The 16,922-nt window shown below is 41.9% G+C and carries 9 protein-coding genes; 6 read left to right on the top strand and 3 right to left on the bottom strand.

Going from position 1 to position 16,922, the window contains the following annotated elements; genetic code table 11:
- Window positions 1-15 precede the first annotated feature (15 nt).
- From AC1XUO_RS01795 to AC1XUO_RS01785, 3 genes are read left to right on the top strand one after another with little or no spacing between them, the layout of a single operon-like run.
- Window positions 16-2,442, top strand: coding sequence for an ABC transporter permease (locus tag AC1XUO_RS01795; protein WP_483328042.1), 2,427 nt, complete (start codon window positions 16-18; stop codon window positions 2,440-2,442).
- A 9-nt stretch (window positions 2,443-2,451) separates the two neighbouring features.
- Window positions 2,452-3,123, top strand: coding sequence for a hypothetical protein (locus AC1XUO_RS01790; RefSeq protein WP_483328041.1), 672 nt, complete (start codon window positions 2,452-2,454; stop codon window positions 3,121-3,123).
- Window positions 3,124-3,158: 35 nt separating this feature from the next.
- Window positions 3,159-5,546, top strand: coding sequence for an ABC transporter permease (locus tag AC1XUO_RS01785; RefSeq protein WP_483328040.1), 2,388 nt, complete (start codon window positions 3,159-3,161; stop codon window positions 5,544-5,546).
- Between the two features lie 547 nt (window positions 5,547-6,093).
- Here the strand turns inward: AC1XUO_RS01785 and AC1XUO_RS01780 are convergent.
- Together AC1XUO_RS01780 and AC1XUO_RS01775 are read right to left on the bottom strand one after the other, a co-directional pair.
- Complete coding sequence (locus tag AC1XUO_RS01780; RefSeq protein ID WP_483328039.1) at window positions 6,094-7,374, bottom strand: RagB/SusD family nutrient uptake outer membrane protein; 1,281 nt, start codon at window positions 7,372-7,374, stop codon at window positions 6,094-6,096.
- 23 nt (window positions 7,375-7,397) lie between these two features.
- Window positions 7,398-10,571 (bottom strand): SusC/RagA family TonB-linked outer membrane protein, encoded by a 3,174-nt coding sequence (locus tag AC1XUO_RS01775; RefSeq protein ID WP_483328038.1) that lies wholly within the window; start codon window positions 10,569-10,571, stop codon window positions 7,398-7,400.
- A gap of 211 nt (window positions 10,572-10,782) precedes the next feature.
- On the opposite strand from AC1XUO_RS01775, the gene AC1XUO_RS01770 reads away from it, so the two are divergent.
- The gene (locus tag AC1XUO_RS01770) at window positions 10,783-11,550 is read left to right on the top strand and encodes a DeoR/GlpR family DNA-binding transcription regulator (RefSeq protein ID WP_483328037.1); all 768 of its coding nucleotides are present in this window, start codon (window positions 10,783-10,785) and stop codon (window positions 11,548-11,550) included.
- A 693-nt stretch (window positions 11,551-12,243) separates the two neighbouring features.
- Here AC1XUO_RS01770 and AC1XUO_RS01765 read toward each other — a convergent pair.
- Window positions 12,244-14,355 carry an outer membrane protein assembly factor BamB family protein gene (locus AC1XUO_RS01765; protein WP_483328036.1) on the bottom strand — a complete coding sequence of 704 codons (2,112 nt, stop codon included), beginning with the start codon at window positions 14,353-14,355 and terminating at the stop codon, window positions 12,244-12,246.
- Between the two features lie 257 nt (window positions 14,356-14,612).
- Here AC1XUO_RS01765 and AC1XUO_RS01760 point away from each other — a divergent pair, with 257 nt between their 5' ends.
- Together AC1XUO_RS01760 and AC1XUO_RS01755 are read left to right on the top strand one after the other, a co-directional pair.
- Window positions 14,613-16,034, top strand: coding sequence for an alkaline phosphatase (locus tag AC1XUO_RS01760; protein ID WP_483328035.1), 1,422 nt, complete (start codon window positions 14,613-14,615; stop codon window positions 16,032-16,034).
- Between the two features lie 215 nt (window positions 16,035-16,249).
- The gene (locus AC1XUO_RS01755) at window positions 16,250-16,912 is read left to right on the top strand and encodes an ABC transporter ATP-binding protein (RefSeq protein ID WP_235148899.1); all 663 of its coding nucleotides are present in this window, start codon (window positions 16,250-16,252) and stop codon (window positions 16,910-16,912) included.
- Window positions 16,913-16,922: the final 10 nt, after the last annotated feature.

Genomic DNA, 16,922 nt, shown 5'->3' with positions numbered 1-16,922 from the left:
TTAACCTAACAGATCATGATCAGGAATTATTTAAAAATTGCTTTCCGGAATTTGTTTCGGAACAAGGTATACAGCTTGGTCAACATTGCCGGTCTGGCAATGGGCATCGCGGCGTTTTTGCTAATTCTTGAATATGTGAGTTTTGAAAAAAGTGTAAATCACTTCCATAAGAATCTGCCGGAAATGTACCGGCTGATCAATCTGGATAATAAGGGAAATACCTGGGCGGAAGTGGAACCTGCCTGGGCAACAAAGGCGAAGCAGAATTTTAGTGAGATTAAGGATTATTGCCGCTTTGCAGATGATATAGCCAAAGGGATCGTTAAAACAGAAGGTAACAAAGCAGAATCTTTCCGGGAAAATAACATTGGATATGCTGATGGGAATTTCTTCGACTTTTTCAGTTTTCCGGTTTTAAAAGGGGATAAAAAATCACTGAACCAACCTAAAATCGTATTTATAACAGATAAAATAGCTGATAAATATTTTGGCAAAACAGATCCGATTGGCAAAGTACTGACACTTTCCAACCAGTTTGGTACTTTATCCTATTCGGTTGAAGGTGTTTACGAATCGCCTGAAAATTCGGATATTAATCTGGATATGGTATTTTCGTTGAAAACGCTGGAAAATCCGGCAAATCTGAATGGAAATGACTGGGCGAATTTGAATAACGATGACAATCAGTATATTAACACTTTTTTCTTATTAGATAAAGGAGCAGATTACAAGTCGCTGGAACAAAAACTTTCCAGATTCAGGGAGGAAAACCAGACAGATAAAGACGGCATTCAATTCCGTTTGCAGCCAGCCGCCAATATTCATTTAGCTGAAAATTTAAGTGATACCTATCAAACCTCAGGTAATGTCAAGTATGTCTACACCCTTGGCGCGATTGCAGTTTTGATTTTATTGATTGCATGGTTTAATTATATCAATCTATCAACAGCAAATTCGCTGATACGTGCCAGTGAAGTGGGTGTAAGAAAGGTAATAGGAGCCACGCCGAGGAATCTTATTGGTCAATTTTTAGGGGAATCCGCTTTGGTGAATTTTTTAAGTTTCACCGTTGCTATTCTGCTTGTCTATATACTTCAACCGTTTTTCAATCAATTGATTGGAAAAAATCTTTCACTTGAAGTGCTGGGATATTCGCCGGTCTGGATTATTGGTTTGGGCGTTTTTCTGATCGGAATGCTGGCGTCGGGAGTTTACACGGCTTATGCTCTATCCAATTTTAATCCGGTGAAGGTCCTGAAAGGGAAATTGACAAAAACGTCACAAGGAGCTTTTTTAAGGAAATCGCTTGTCGTTTCTCAATTCAGTATTTCCATTGCTTTGATGCTGGTCACCATCGTGATTTACAGTCAGCTGAAATATATGCAGAATGAAAACCTTGGGGTGAAAACCAGTCAGCTGCTCGTGATCCGCGGACCGGAAATTGGGAAAGATAGTACATTTAAGGTTCGTAAAGCTGCGTTTTGGAATGAGATCGGTTCGCAAAGTTTTGTAAAAGATTATGCGCTCTCAGGAAGTGTGCCTGGCAGTTTTTACAATTTCAACACATCCGGATTTACTCAGCCTGGCTCCAAAGCCGGTGATGAACTGGCTTCATATGCATTCACAATCATCGGCGACCGTTATCTGAATGTTTATGATCTGAAACTCAAAGCTGGAAGAAATTTTACGCCGGCGGAAACCAACATAGAATGGAATAAAAATTCAAAAGTGATCATGAATGAAAAAGCCATTCAGCAGCTTGGATTTGAGTCGGCGGATGATGCTTTGAAAACCAAAATAAAATGGGATGAGCGTTATCTTGAAATCATTGGTGTCGTGAAAGATTACCATCATACAGGCCTGCAAAGAGCGATTGATCCAATCATTTTTTACCCTCAAAATAGCAGCCAGTATATTACAATCAGTCTGACTGCGTATAATATGCAGGAAAAAATTGCCAGGCTTGAAAAGATTTATAAAAACTATTTTACAGAAAATCCGTTCGAATATTTTTTCGTTGACGAAAACTTCAATAAACAATATACTTCCGAAAAACAGTACAGCCAGATTTTTACAACTGCATCGGTCTGGGCACTTGTAATCGCCTGTCTTGGATTGTTTGGACTGGCTACATTTACTGTTGAAAATCGTAATAAGGAGATTGGTATCAGGAAAGTGCTTGGTGCTTCCGTTGCCAGTATTATCGCCTTGTTATCAAAAGATTTTCTGCTGCTGATTATCATCGCAATTTTGGTTGCAAGTCCGGTTACTTACTATTTTATGAAAATCTGGTTAAGCGATTTTGCTTACCGTATTGATATTTCCTGGTGGATTTTCGCTGTCGCAGGAGGCATATCCATCTTGATTGCTTTATTTACCATTGTCTTCCAAGGGATCAAAGCGGCACTTGCGAATCCTGTTAAATCTTTAAAATCCGATTAAAAACCGTCTATGAAAAATTTCATTTTGATTAAACAGTTATCACTTCTCATTTTTTTACATACGGGATTTCCGCTTCAAGCGCAAACCATTTTGAAGCCTGACCTGGCGAAAATGTTTAAGTCCGGGTCTATAAAAACCTTTAACCGGACAGCATCTTTAACAGAATCCGGAGAAAGGAAAAATGTCATTCATCTGGATGAAAAGCCGGATGCCGGTATCGCCTGGCTCGACGGAATTGTCTTTTCAGAAGGAACAATCGAATTTGATTTGAAAGGCAGAAATGTAATGCAGAAAAGTTTTGTCGGTTTTGCTTTTCACGGAACTGATGATACGAGGTATGACGCTGTTTATTTCCGGCCATTTAATTTCAGATCGACTGACTTAGAGCGGAAAAATCATTCAGTGCAATACATTTCATTACCGGAAAATGACTGGCCAAAACTAAGAAAAGAATATCCGAATAAGTATGAAAAACCGGTAAATCCTGTACCGGAACCTGATGAGTGGTTTCATGTGAAAATGGTGATTGAAGAAAAAGAAGTGAAAGTTTTTGTCGAACATTCCGACGAGCCAAGTTTGGTTGTCCGGCAGTTGAGTAACCAGGGAAATGGAAAAATTGGATTTTGGGTTGGACACGAAGCAAGCGGAGATTTTGCCAATCTTAAAATCAGTAATAAATAAAAATGTCCGGGAAACCTTAAATGCATTAGAAAGTCATGCTGAAAAATTATTTTAAAATTGCATATCGAAACTTGCAGCGCAGCAAGGCTTATACCTTCATAAATGTATGCGGATTGGCGTTGGGGATAACCTGCGCTATTCTGATTTTTATGCTTGTTCGATATCATTTAAGTTTTGATAATTTTCACACAAAAAGCGACAGAATTTACCGGCTGATCACCGAATTCCATGAGGAAACAATTGTTCAGGAAAATGGCGTCCCGTCTCCGCTGGGGAAAGCGTTTCGTAACGACTTTGCTTTTTCAGAAAAAACAGCTCGGGTAGTTACCTATGATCACCAGCTTATTTCATTGCCAAATTCAAAAGATCATTTGAAATTTGAAGAGAAAGAGGGGTTGGCCTATGCCGAGCCTGAATTTTTTGAAATCATGAATTTTCCTCTTTTGGAAGGAGATAAAAAAACTGTTTTGGCGAATCCGAATTCAGCGATTCTAACAGAAAAACTTGCGATTAAATATTTCGGAAAATCAAACGCCATCGGCCAGACGATCAGGGTCAACAATGGTACTAATTATAAGGTTACCGGAATTTTAAAAGATTTTCCAGTTACGACAGATCGTCTTCAGGAAATGTACCTTTCGTATGAAAACCTTAAAGATGAAAATGCCTGGCTCGCCGGAGATAGTTGGGGAGGGGTTTACTCCGGCTCACAATGTTTTGTCTTATTAAAAGAAGGGATCACGAAAGATATTGTCGAAAAAGCGCTTCCGGCGATTTCCAAAAAATATTACAGTCCCAAAGATGCAGTTACTTTTCAGTTTAAACTGCAACCATTATCAGACATTCATTTTAATTCGGAGCTGGGAGGTTATATGGAAAAGAAAAATCTTTGGGCGCTGGCGTTCATTGGTATTTTCTTAATTGTGACCGCCTGCGTCAACTTCATTAATCTTGCAACTGCCCAAGCACTGAGCAGATCAAAGGAAATCGGGGTGAGAAAGGTTTTAGGTAGCAGAAAATCGCAGCTGTTCTGGCAATTTATTGCCGAAACAGCGCTGATAACAGGCTTTGCTGTTGGCATCGCCCTGATCCTGTGTTACGCGATTCTGCCTTACGTCAATACGCTATTTGAGTCGCAGCTGGCCATTTCTATCCTATCGGACATTTATTTGTTAGTATTTTTGACAGGTCTGACTTTAATCGTTACATTTTGTTCTGGTTCATATCCAGGTTTGATCCTGGCAGGTTTTCAGCCAATAGCAGCTTTGAAAGGAAAGCTTTCACAAAAAAATGTGGGAGGTTTTACACTGCGAAGCGGGCTGGTGGTGGCGCAGTTCGCCATATCACAAATCCTGATCATTGGGACAATAGTCATCGCAAATCAGATCCGTTTTTCTCAAAAAACGGATCTTGGTTTTAAGAAAGATGCGATTATTATGTTGCCTGTTCCTGATAATAGCATTTCAAAAATGAGTACTTTAAGGGCAAGGATTTCACAGCTTCCTGGTGTGGAAAACACCACGTTCTGTTTAGCGGCTCCGGCATCAGAGTCAGAAAATAGCACTAAAGTAAAGTTCGACTCTCGGCAGGAGGAAGAATTGTTTTCAATCAATCTAAAATATGCTGATGACCAATATGTTCCGACTTTTGGACTGAAAATAATTGCCGGCCGCAACATTGTTCCGTCGGATACTGTCCGGGAATTTCTGGTGAATGAGATGATGGTCAAAAAGCTCAAACTAAAATCATCAGAAGATATCATCGGTAAAAAGCTGAGTGTGGATGGCGGAAGACGTTTTGTGACAATTGTTGGTGTGGTCAAAGACTTTCATAACAGCTCGTTCCGTCAGAGCATTGTGCCTGTTTGTATTGTTTCGCGCCATCAGGATTATCAGAATTTTGCGGTGAACATTAATGCGCAAAGTATGATTCCGACACTGGAATCCATTGAGAAGCTTTGGAGCGAGACCTACCCGGAATATGTTTATAAATCCGAATTTCTTGATGACCGGATTGCTAAATTTTATCAGTTGGATAATCTTATGCTGCAATTGATCCAGGCCTTTGCCGCTATCTCGATTTTTATTGGCTGCCTGGGATTATATGGTTTAGTATCGTTCATGGCCACACAAAAGACGAAAGAAATTGGTGTAAGAAAAGTCCTGGGAGCGAGCATCGGAAACATTATCTGGATATTCGGAAAGGAATTCGTGCGGTTATTATTGATTGCTTTCGTTATTGCTTCCCCCTTAGCCTGGTGGGTGATGCGTGGCTGGTTGCACGAGTTCCAGTACAAAGCCGAGTTCGGAGTTGGGATTTTTCTGGCTGCTTTTGCAGTGACGCTTTTTATTGCAGTGGTAACTGTCGGTTATAGGTCCGTATCTGCTGCTTTGAGAAATCCTGTTAAGTCGTTAAATAATTAAGAGCGATTCAGTTTGTGACTTAGTTTATTTTTTTGATCAAAATTCTGTGAGAATATTTCCTTCCATTTCTGGCTGGCGTAAAGAGAAAAACGTATAAATGCGTTGATAGTAAGGCAAAGTTGTCTGACGTATCCACATTTTTATTATCCATATGTTTAGGTAAGCCAAATTCTCCTTCTATTCGAAACCGAACACCAAACGTTCAAAATCGCACAGTTTTCGTTTTTTATTTCTCTTAATAATCTTATAGTCAGATATTTACATCCTGGCATTGATTTTTTAGGTTTAGAAGTCCATTAGATTTCATTTACGAATCATACTGGATAGGTTGCTAGGTAATTCAATCGTGGTCCTGATCATTATCGGGACCACGATTTCCACCAAAGACAACCTATAATCTATTAGCCATGAAAATAAAATTACCTTCGTTTAACGGTCCAATAATTAGTAAACCGTCTGAAATCAAAACTGGCGCAAGCCAGAAACAAAAAAGGCAGAAACGGAAAAGAATTCCGGCTTCTGCCTTTTTTAAATTACCAGCTAAATTTTAATTAGCCGGATCTGCCGGCGTGTTGGTGTTATTCTGGCGTTCATTCGTTGGATAAGGATACCAGTCTCGGTTTCGTTCCGATGCCGGACGACCGAATCGGCGGCTATCTTCCAGTTTTAAACCGGACATGAATAGCTCAATTCCCCGGTTTTTATATATTTCGGTAAGAACCGAAGTTGCGTCTCTCGCGCCGGAGTATGCAGGCAATGCCGCTCCAATTCCCCAGACGTCCGTCGTTTTTGTGCGTACCTTGTCAAGCTCAGTGACGGCAGCGTCGATTGATCCTTGTCTGGCCAATATTTCGGCTTTGATCAATGTGATCTCACCCGGAAGATAAACCGGGATTTGAGCCGTGTTGGAAGTGAAAAAGCCGGTTCCGAGATTCCTTGTCGGAGCGGCGGTTTGCGTGTAGAAGTTAACACGTTTGTCTGCTGCTTCCGGTTTCAGCGCATCGGGCATTCCCAAAGCCGTATTTACAGGTTCAGTAACATTCCTGTTGCCAAATGAACTGAAGAAAATCGGATTCTGGCTCACATCATCGAAGTTAAATGCCGACTTTTTAGTCAGATCAACTTTGTTGGCCGCGGCAAGTGCCTTATCATATTCACCAAGCATCAGGCTGTAACGAGCAATTAAAGCCTGAATTGTATTGGGCATATCAATGCTGTTGACAACGCGGGTTGTAAAATCCGCAGATGGCGCGGTTGCGGCAATGGTCGTTGCTGCAGTCTCCAAGGTTGCTACGGCTTCTTTTAAAACCTCTTCACGTGTGTTAAAGGTGATGTTGGTTGCAGTTCCGATAGGTGCCTGTTGCCAGAATTCACCTAGCGCACCCAAAGACAATGCACGAAAAATAGAGGCATAAGCTGTCAATCCGCTTCTCAAAGCAGGATCGGCGGCAACCTCAATATTTTTAAGAATAATGTCAGCATTTGATTTTGTCAAATGGCTTTGCGCCCACAAGTTTGAAATGATCGCATTGTTTCCCTGCACATTTCCCGATCCTTTTCCCAACAGGTCCAAGTCGGTATTTCCGGCATTCAGCACCAAAAGTTCTTTTGTTGTAAGTCCGTTTGCCGAAATCATGGTATAGGTTACGCCGGCAGCGCCGACCGAGTAGCGGTACTGTAATCCGTTAGCTAACGAAATTAATCCGTAAACATCCGTTACTACCTGCGTTTCGCTGGCTGAACTTGGATTAAGAAATTCCTTTTGTTCGCAGGAAGAAACCGTAAGCATCCCGGCTGCAAGCATTGAATATATAAGTGATTTTTTCATATCGAAAATTGAATAGAGTGGGATTAGAAACTAGCCGATATTTTGACCTGATAAGTACGAGGAATTGGTACGTTACCAAAGTCCACTCCACGTAATAAATCGCTGTTGCCGCCCGCATTTGTTTCAGGATCAAAGCCGTCGTAATTATCCCACGAAATCAGGTTACGGCCGGAAAGTGCAACGTTGATATTACGCACATTTTTGATCACATTCGGCAGTGTGTAAGAAAGGCTGATTTCACGAAGTTTTACAAAAGAAGCGTCATCGATTCTCCATTCCTCGGTATTGTAAATTGAATAAACGTAACCGCGCTGCAATTCCCCTGTTAATTCTCTTTCAGCATAATCCCCGATACCAACGCCCTGGCGTGTCCGGCGATCCGCATTGAAAACGTCAACACCCTGAACCGCATCCAGCAAAAAGCGGAATCCGAAGCGTTTGTAAGTCAGATTACTCACAAATGAACCCGTCCATTTTGGGTTAGGATTTCCAATCACTTTTCTAACGGTTGTATTGGTTGAGAATTGTCCGTCATTATTTTTGGGCGACGCAGTATAGGCAAGCGGATCGGTCGTTGACTGTACACCTTTTTGAGATTGCGGCAAGCCTTGTGCTGTCAAAAATTGCGATCCGTCTTCATTGCGTGCGAAGAAAGTTCCGTAAAATACGCTGGCAGCCTGCCCTTGAACAAGGTAGGATGGAGCGCCGGTTACAGAGTTCAACGCCACAAGCGGACTTCCCAGTTGTGTGATTTTATTGCGGTTCTGGCTGTAAATTACACTGACATCCCAGGTAAGATCTTTTGTCTGAATTGGCGTATATCCAAGGCTCACTTCGTAACCTTTGTTCTCCATTTCTCCCACATTATTGATAATGCTCGTTCCACCAGACGACGGAGCCAAAACGCGGTTCACAACCAGATCCGTGATTTTTTGCGTATAAGCGGTAAGTCCCAGCGACAATTTATTTTTCAGGAAAGTAAAATCAATACCTCCTTCATTTTCTGTCATAAATTCCGGTCTTACACGTTCGTTGGCCAGCGTTGAACTTGGTAAAATGGTGTTCTGTCCAAGAAACGGAACAGAATTAAATTGCCAGAAACGGTCGTAAGTACCGATACCAGTCATGTTACCCGATTTACCCCATGAGTAGCGAAGTTTCGCGGAGTTAATCACTTTCCCGATACCCTTTTCTTCCCAGAAACCTAAGTCAGAAGGGATAAAACTTGCACTGAATTTAGGATAAACCTGATTGGCTTCCGAAGAAGAAAACTTGGAAGAACGATCGCTTCTGACCGCTCCGGTAATGAACGCTAGGTTTTTATAGCCAAAAGTTGCCTGTCCGAAAACCCCAAACAAATCCCACTGATCAAGTCCGTAGGTAGCTTTCACGGTCGTACTCGCGGCCCCGTTCACTGTTTCAAATGAAGGAGCAAGATTCTGTCCGTTGGAAGCTGAAATGTCTGTTTTGCTGTTTTGATAACTGGTCCCTGCCGCCACACTTAATTTGAAATCCGGCGAAAGTTCACGCTCGTAGGAAATGTTGATATCGTTGTTGTATAAAAACGTATTTGCATTCACATTCGCAGCAAACCCTTTTGGATAACGTTCAGCCGGTAGCCCTGATGAGGTTCCATACGGATACGGAGGAATCAGGTTTTTTCCCAACTGGGAAAATACATCAATACCAAAAACCCAGTCAATATTAAGGCCTTTCAGTGGCGTCAGATTTAGTTGTATATCATTTACAGTCCTGTTAACCGCCTGCGTAAATTTCATTTCTTCGATCGTGGTCAGCGGATTGACACGCGTCGGTTCCACGCCTAACAGATTTCCCTGTGCATCCCGTTTTGTGATATCGTAAATATTGTTGGTGATATTAATCGAGTTGATAGGGCTGTAAAAGACGTTTCCGTTCGGCTTTTCATTTGAAAAACTATTGTTGTAAGTAACCCCGGCAGAAAGTTTTGCCCAGCTCGCCAACCTTTGTTCCAAACGAACACGAAGTCCATAACGCTGAAAATCCGTTCCTTCGACAATACCCTGATTTTTCATATAGGAAAGCGAAGCATAATATTGTGTTTTCTCATTTCCTCCGCTGATCGAGAGCGCGTTATCTGTGCCGTAACCAGTCCTGAAAATCTCATCCTGATAATCATAACGATTTACATCAACAAGGTTTGTAGCCAGATTTGCCGTCACACCATCACGCGTAACCGGCGTAGTGGTTACACCCGGATTGGCTGAAATCTGAGCCGCGCTTAAACCTGTAATCGTGCCTAGTCGAAGAGCAGCAAATCCGAATTGTTTGCCGTAGGTGCTGATTTTTAATCTTTTACGAAGTTCATTTACATTTACGCTTGTGGAGAAATTGATCTGTGGTGCTCCGCTTTTTCCGCGTTTCGTGGTAATCAAAACAACACCATTGGATGCTCTGGAACCGTATTGAGCCGCAGCAGCAGCTCCGTTGATAATATTCATCGATTCAATATCGGCTGGGTTGATATCTGACATCCGGTTACTTCCAACCACTGCTGAACCCACCTGATCAGATAGGGCATACTGCGAAACATTGATAGAAGCGTTACTTAAAATGACCCCGTCAATAACATACAACGGATCAGAATTTCCCTGTAAAGACTTGATACCGCGTAAACGAATGGTCATCCCGCCGGATGGATCTCCGGAATTTTGTGTGATCTGTGCACCCGGTACTTTACCTTGTAGCGCAGAAAATAAATTGGCAGATCCGGAGTTAGCCAACTCTTTCGAGCTGATCGAATTGATGGCGTTACCAAGTTGTCGCCGGGTTGTTTTAATGGTTGAACCAGTTACTACGACTTCATCCAGCTGCGCGATTGTTTCTTTAACAGTGACATCAACAACTAACGAAGTCTGATTTCCAAGCGTTACAGTCTGACTTACCGGAGCATAACCTATGGATGAAAAATCCAGCGAATAATTTCCAGGTTTCAAATCAGAATTCAGAGAGTAGGTGCCTTCAACATCTGTAACCGTTCCGATTACTGTTCCTTTAATCAAAACAGATACCCCAGGTACACCCTGGCCACTTCCGTCGGAAACCTTTCCCTTGATAGCGTAAGATTGCGCAAAAGCTTCCAGGGAAATTATCAATACCACTGCCATGGCGGATATGCACCGCAGGAAGTGTATAGGCAAATAAATCTTTTTTCTCATAAGTGACTTTTTTTAGAGGATGACAGAAAAGCTCATAAACACGCAATGATTCCGACAAATATCTGCATACTGTTTTCAAATATCAATAGCATATATAGATTTTAACAATAATATTTTCTTAAAACACCGTAGATAATTTTTAAAATATACTTTTGTTTAAAATTTTAGACTGTAATAACTGATTATTGTAGAATTTATTCTGAAAATACCTATGATTCAATCTTTGACCTCCATGATGAAGAAAGAGCGCCAAATGCTTATTATGAAGGAGATAAACCTGCATAACCGTGCACTTTCTTCCGATTTAAGTGTCTCTTTGAATGTTTCTGAGGATACGATCCGCAGGGATTTAAACGAGCTGGCAGATGCCGGGAAACTTGTAAAAGTTCACGGGGGGGCATTGTCCAAGTCGTATCAGTTTAACTATCCGACTGTTGAGGCCTATGCTTCTTCTGCCAAGCAGGTCATTGCTCAAAAAGCATCTCAATTGATCAAAAACGATATGTTTGTAGTCATTGGTGGTGGAACAACCGTCAGCGAACTGATCCGGCATATTCCTCTGGATACTACTGCTACTTTTTTTACAGTCAGTTTGTTAACGGCTTTGCAGCTTTGTGATCATTCAAAAGCGACGGTTATTTTCATCGGCGGAACCATCGCAAAAACTTCACAAATTAGTTCAGGAGGAGAGGTTATCAGTCGTTTTGCCGATATTCATGCGGATTTATGCGTTTTAGGTGCAAACGGCATCAATTTCAATGAAGGAATTACGGATTCGGATATGGAAACGGTGCAGGTGAAACGCGCGATGATGAAAGCTTCTAAACAGACGGCGATATTAACCATTTCCGAAAAACTGGATTCAGTTCAGCGATTAAGAGTTTGCGACCTTGATGAAATAAATTATCTGATCACAGAGTTGGAGGCTGATAGCGGAGCGTTGAAAGCTTACAAGCGCGAAAGGCTGACAATTATTTAAAATTTCGTCGATATCATATTTATTGAATAATAGATATTGTCGCCCCGATGGGGCTGGTCTGTTCTGAGGTTACTCAAATTTCTACAATACTTTCATCCCTTCGGGATTGTTTCCTGGGAAATGTCGGATCGTAAATAATTCGTAGGTATGTTCTACAACAACCACATCATCTTCGGGATTATTCTGGTTTTAACCACGATCAAAAAAAACTAACGGGATGATAGTATTATAGAAAACACGATAAATTGATCAGACCGAAAATCTCTTCGGGATTGTTCCGGTTGAAACCTCCATCACAAAAATCCCGACGGGATGATAGTATTATAGCAAACACGATTAATTGATCAGACCGAAAATCTCTTCGGGATTGTTCCGGTTGAAACCTCCATCACAAAAATCCCGACGGGATGATAGTATTATAGCAAACACGATAAATTGATCAGACCGAAAACCTCTTCGGAATTGTTCCGGTTGAAACCTCCATCACAAAAATCCCAACGGGATGATAGTATTATAGCAAACACGAATAATTAATCAGACCGAAAATCTCTTCGGGATTGTTCCGGTTGAAACCTCCATCACAAAAATCCCAACGGGATGATAGTATTATAGCAAACACGAATAAGTGATCTGACCAAAACCCTGAAAGGGTGATATAATACTGTCGTTGAATTTAAATCAAAGAATAACTAATCAAGGCAACGCGAATGCCACATAACTATCGCCTTTCCTGGTGCCTAATTTTGTTCCGCCACAGGCAACAACCACGAACTGTTTCCCATTAACTTCATACGTGCTTGGCGTTGCGAATCCAGCAGCTGGCAACTCTGTTTGCCATAAAAGCTTGCCCGTTTTCTTGTCAAAAGCGCGGAACATTCCATCTTTTGTAGCAGCTATAAATAATATTCCGCCAGCGGTAACAACCGGTCCGCCATAATTTTCCGTACCTGTGGGAGCTATTCCCTTCGCCGTTAATTCTTTAAATTCTCCCAACGTTTTTTGCCAGACATGTTTTCCGGTGTTAAGATCAATGGCTGTCAACGTACCCCATGGAGGACTAATTGCCGGATATCCTTTGCTATCCAGAAATTTATTATAACCATTGAATTTGTAAGGCACCACCGGTGCTTTTTTCCCTTTTGTACTGGTGGTAACTTCCACTTTTTCATCTCCAAAAAGAAAATTCACCAGCGCCTGTTTTTCTTCTCCGGTTATGCTCGTGAAACCAGGCATCATACCCTTTCCACTCGTTATCAATTTAGAAACAAAATCGCGGTCACGGCGCTGCCCGATATCGACAAGAGACGGATAACCACTTTTTGGATTTCCCTTTCTTTCCGCTCCATGGCATACAACGCAATTTAAAGTATAAACGCGTTGACCGGGACTCAAATGAGAAAGTTCATCTTCCTTTGGTGTAGGGCTCAGACTGGCAATCCATGGCATTTCATTTGCGTTGACGTACATTATTCCGTCCGGATCGACAGCAGCGCCTCCCCATTCCGCGCCTCCGTCAAAACCGGGAAGCAGCAGGGTTGGCGTTTCTCCAAATGGTTGATAAAGTCCTTTTTTTGCTTTGCGAAGTATCGTTAATAAGGAATCCCGGTTTTCTGCGTGCGGATTTATATCGGCATCGGTCACCGTTTGTCGGGCATACGGTGCTGGCAAAGTAGGCACTGGCTGCGTTGGCCAGGCCATTTCTCCCGGTACATCACTTTTGGGAACAGGAATTTCTTTAATTGGATAAACAGGAATACCCGTCACCCGGTCAAACACATAAACGTACCCAAGCTTGGTTATCTGCGCAACGGCATCGATGATCTTGTCGCCTTTTTTTAACGTAACAAGATTTGGCGGTGCGGGAATATCGCGGTCCCAAATGTCATGGTGAACAAACTGGAAATGCCAGATCCGCTTACCTGTTTTTGCATTTAATGCTACCAGGCTATTCGCAAATAGATTTTTCCCCACCCGGTTTCCTCCATAAAAATCAAAGCCAGCAGAACCGGTCGGGACATAAATGATGCCCCGTTTCTTGTCGACAGCCATTCCAGCCCAATTGTTCGCGGCGCCTACTTCGGTATTTTTGTAAACATCTTTTGGCCAGGTATTGTATCCAAATTCTCCCGGGTGAGGGATCGTATGAAATGCCCAGGCAAGCTCGCCAGTGATCACGTTAAATGCCTGAACATTTCCCGGTGCTGCATCAGGCCCTTCCGAAAGCCGGAGCGGCATCACGATCAGATCGCCATACAAAGCTCCGGGGGTATTGGAAATCACAAATTTATCCTGCGCTGTTGGTCCCAATCCTTTTTTCAAACTGACGCGGCCTTCTTCTCCAAAAGACTTGATAGGTTGCCCGGTTAGTGCGTCAAGTGCATACAGCCATGCGTCATAAGCGAACATAATTCTGGATTCGTTTCCACCGCTCCAATAGGTAACGCCGCGATTTGTGTTCAATCCGCCACCTTTTCCAGCTTTAAATCTCCATTTTTCTTTTCCTGTTGCGGCATCCAGGGCAAAAACCTGGTTTGTGGCCGTTACGCCATACAATATTCCTTTGACAATAATCGGGTTGCACTGCACCTGGCCAGAATCCAGGGAGTGGAATTCCCAGGCTTTCGTCAGTTGCGCAACATTCGTAGTGTTGATCTGATTCAGCGTTGAATAATGATTTCTGTCAGGTCCGCCTAGATATTCAGGCCATTCGACATCGGAAGCTTTTTTAATATTTGTGTTCGTAAGTTTTGCGGAAATAGAAAATGCGGCAAGTAAAGCAATGGCAGGAATAAGTATTTTTTTCATTGAAGAGCTCAGGTGATATGTCGGAAGTGAAGTTAACTGAAATGTCTTGAATATGGTAAAATTCAAATATTTAATTGGTTTATAAATAATGCAGGTACGAAATTCTACTTCAATATTTTTTTTACAATTTGATAATGTAAATCGATAAAATTTAATAAAAATACCTAATTAAGCTCATCCTCAATTCATAGTTGAATCTGTATTTTGTCGGTTACAGAAAACTGTAAAACCCGGTTAAAACAGATCAGATCATTGAAATGAAAAGAAGAGATTTTTTTAGAAATTCCTCCCTCACGGTTGTAGCAGGTTCGTTGTTTTCACCATTTGGTGTTTTTGCCGGAACCGAAGAGTCGAACATTATCAGAAAGAGCGGCACAACGGCCAAAAATATTATTTTCATGGTCAGCGACGGTATGAGCACCGGCACCTTGAATATGGCCAGCCTTTTGTTACAAAGAAAAGAAGGTCGTCAGAGTCACTGGATGCAAATGTATCTTGATAATAAAGCAAAACGGGCTTTGATGGATACCGCTTCTGCAAATTCTTTTGTTACGGATTCAGCGGCATCTAGTTCTGCCTGGGGCGGGGGCGTTCGTGTTAACAATGGCTCGTTGAACGCAAACCCGGACGGAAGTTTTAACAAACCTATCTTACAAAAATTCAAAGAAGCTGGTAAATCAGTTGGATGCGTAACTTCTGTTCCGATCACGCACGCTACACCTGCCGGCTTTTGTATCAATAACAAATCACGTGGGGATCAGAATGATATAGCGCTGCAGTATCTGCCGTTGAAATTCGACGTGATGATGGGTGGGGGACAAGATTATTTTGATCCTGCAAAGCGGAAAGACAAAGACGATGTTTATAAAAAGTTTGACGAAGCAGGTTATGTGACTGTAAAAAATAAGAAGGAGTTATTCAATCTTTCTGCTTCGGAAACGAAACCTTTGTTAGGTGTTTTTGCCGGTAATGCGTTGCCTTTTGCGGTTGATCACCAGAGTGATGCAACGCTACTGGAACAAGTTCCGACTTTGGCGGAAATGACGAAACATGCGATTGATAAATTAAAGAAAAATAAAAAAGGCTTCGTGATGCAGGTTGAAGGCGGAAAGGTGGACTGGGCTGCGCATTCCAATGATTCTGCGGGTCTGTTATATGATCAGATCGCTTTCGACGATGCCATTAAAGTGGCCATGGACTTTGCCGATCAGGATAAAGAAACGCTTGTAATTATTACGACGGATCATGGTAATGCCAATCCAGGATTGTTTTCCGGATCGATGACCGAGAAAAATTTCGATTATATGCATCATTTTAAACACAGCAACGACTGGGTTTTGAACGGGATAAACAGAAATTCTACGGTTAATCAGGTCATTGAAAGACTAGAGGAGGCGCAGGGATATGCGATCAAAAAAGCCGAAGCAGAAAGTTTGTTGAAACATTATACGGTTTTGAATGAAGAAGGTCTTTACAATCCTAAAAAACTTCCGTTCAAAGAACTGGGTCAGATTCAGACAGCCTATACTTCGATTGGCTGGGCTGGTATGGACCACTCCGGAGATTATGTTGAGCTGGCAATGTTCGGTCCGGGAAGTGAGTGGTTGAAACCGTTTGTGAAAAATACCGATCTGCATAATTTTATGCTGGAAGTATCAGAGGTTAAACAAAGGATCTGAAGAACGCTTAATAAGAAATGACTGACCGTTCGAAACCGTACACTTTTGTACGATTTCGGACGGTTTTTTATTTGGAATATTGTGTAACCTGTTGATTCACAGAAATAAATATTTCTGGCAAGGCTTTTTGAAAACTAAATAAACAAAAGAGGTTTAGAAACACAGTTCAAATATCTTTATTCTTGTGAATCAAAAATCTCAAACCAAAATTCATAATGATCAAATTAGAAAAAATATCAAAGCACTATCCGGCTGGTTTCGGCAAAACATACGTTTTGCGCCATATTGATCTTAATATCAAGGAGGGTGAATTCGTCTCCATCATGGGGCCATCAGGATCCGGGAAATCAACTTTGTTACACATTCTGGGATTGCTGGAAGAACCGTCAGAAGGAGAATATTTATTTCTTGATGAACCGGTTCAAAAACTGACTGAGAAGAAACGTACAGAATTGCACAGACATCATATCGGATTTGTGTTTCAGGCCTATCACCTGATCGACGAGCTGACTGTTTATGAAAACATCGAAACGCCCTTGCTTTACAAAGGTGTTTCGGGTTCTGAGCGGAAAAGCCGCGTTGCCGAATTGCTTGACCGATTTAATATGGTGGCAAAAAAAGATCTGTTCCCACATCAGCTTTCTGGCGGACAGCAGCAGTTGGTAGGAGTTGCACGCGCCATCGTTCACAATCCAAAAGTCATTTTCGCAGATGAACCAACCGGGAATCTCCACTCGGAACAAGCTGTCGAGATCATGGAATTATTTCAAAAACTCAATCAGGAGGATAAAGTAACCATTGTTCAGGTAACGCATTCGGAAGCCAACGCGACATATGGAAACCGTGTGGTGCGGCTGAAAGATGGCTGGCTCGCATAAGATAAGTCAC

The organism is Dyadobacter sp. HNCC25DJ186 (assembly GCF_056895235.1).
Note: the sequence above shows the minus strand (reverse complement) of the source record. Positions and strands in the feature narration are given on the sequence as shown.

Excerpts from the sequence above, each read along its gene's own strand:
- AC1XUO_RS01795 (WP_483328042.1), top strand. The coding sequence starts at position 16 with ATGATCAGGAATTATTTAAAAATTGCTTTCCGGAATTTGTTTCGGAAC.
- AC1XUO_RS01790 (WP_483328041.1), top strand. The coding sequence starts at position 2,452 with ATGAAAAATTTCATTTTGATTAAACAGTTATCACTTCTCATTTTTTTA.
- AC1XUO_RS01785 (WP_483328040.1), top strand. The coding sequence starts at position 3,159 with ATGCTGAAAAATTATTTTAAAATTGCATATCGAAACTTGCAGCGCAGC.
- AC1XUO_RS01780 (WP_483328039.1), bottom strand. The coding sequence starts at position 7,374 with ATGAAAAAATCACTTATATATTCAATGCTTGCAGCCGGGATGCTTACG.
- AC1XUO_RS01775 (WP_483328038.1), bottom strand. The coding sequence starts at position 10,571 with ATGAGAAAAAAGATTTATTTGCCTATACACTTCCTGCGGTGCATATCC.
- AC1XUO_RS01770 (WP_483328037.1), top strand. The coding sequence starts at position 10,783 with ATGATTCAATCTTTGACCTCCATGATGAAGAAAGAGCGCCAAATGCTT.
- AC1XUO_RS01765 (WP_483328036.1), bottom strand. The coding sequence starts at position 14,355 with ATGAAAAAAATACTTATTCCTGCCATTGCTTTACTTGCCGCATTTTCT.
- AC1XUO_RS01760 (WP_483328035.1), top strand. The coding sequence starts at position 14,613 with ATGAAAAGAAGAGATTTTTTTAGAAATTCCTCCCTCACGGTTGTAGCA.
- AC1XUO_RS01755 (WP_235148899.1), top strand. The coding sequence starts at position 16,250 with ATGATCAAATTAGAAAAAATATCAAAGCACTATCCGGCTGGTTTCGGC.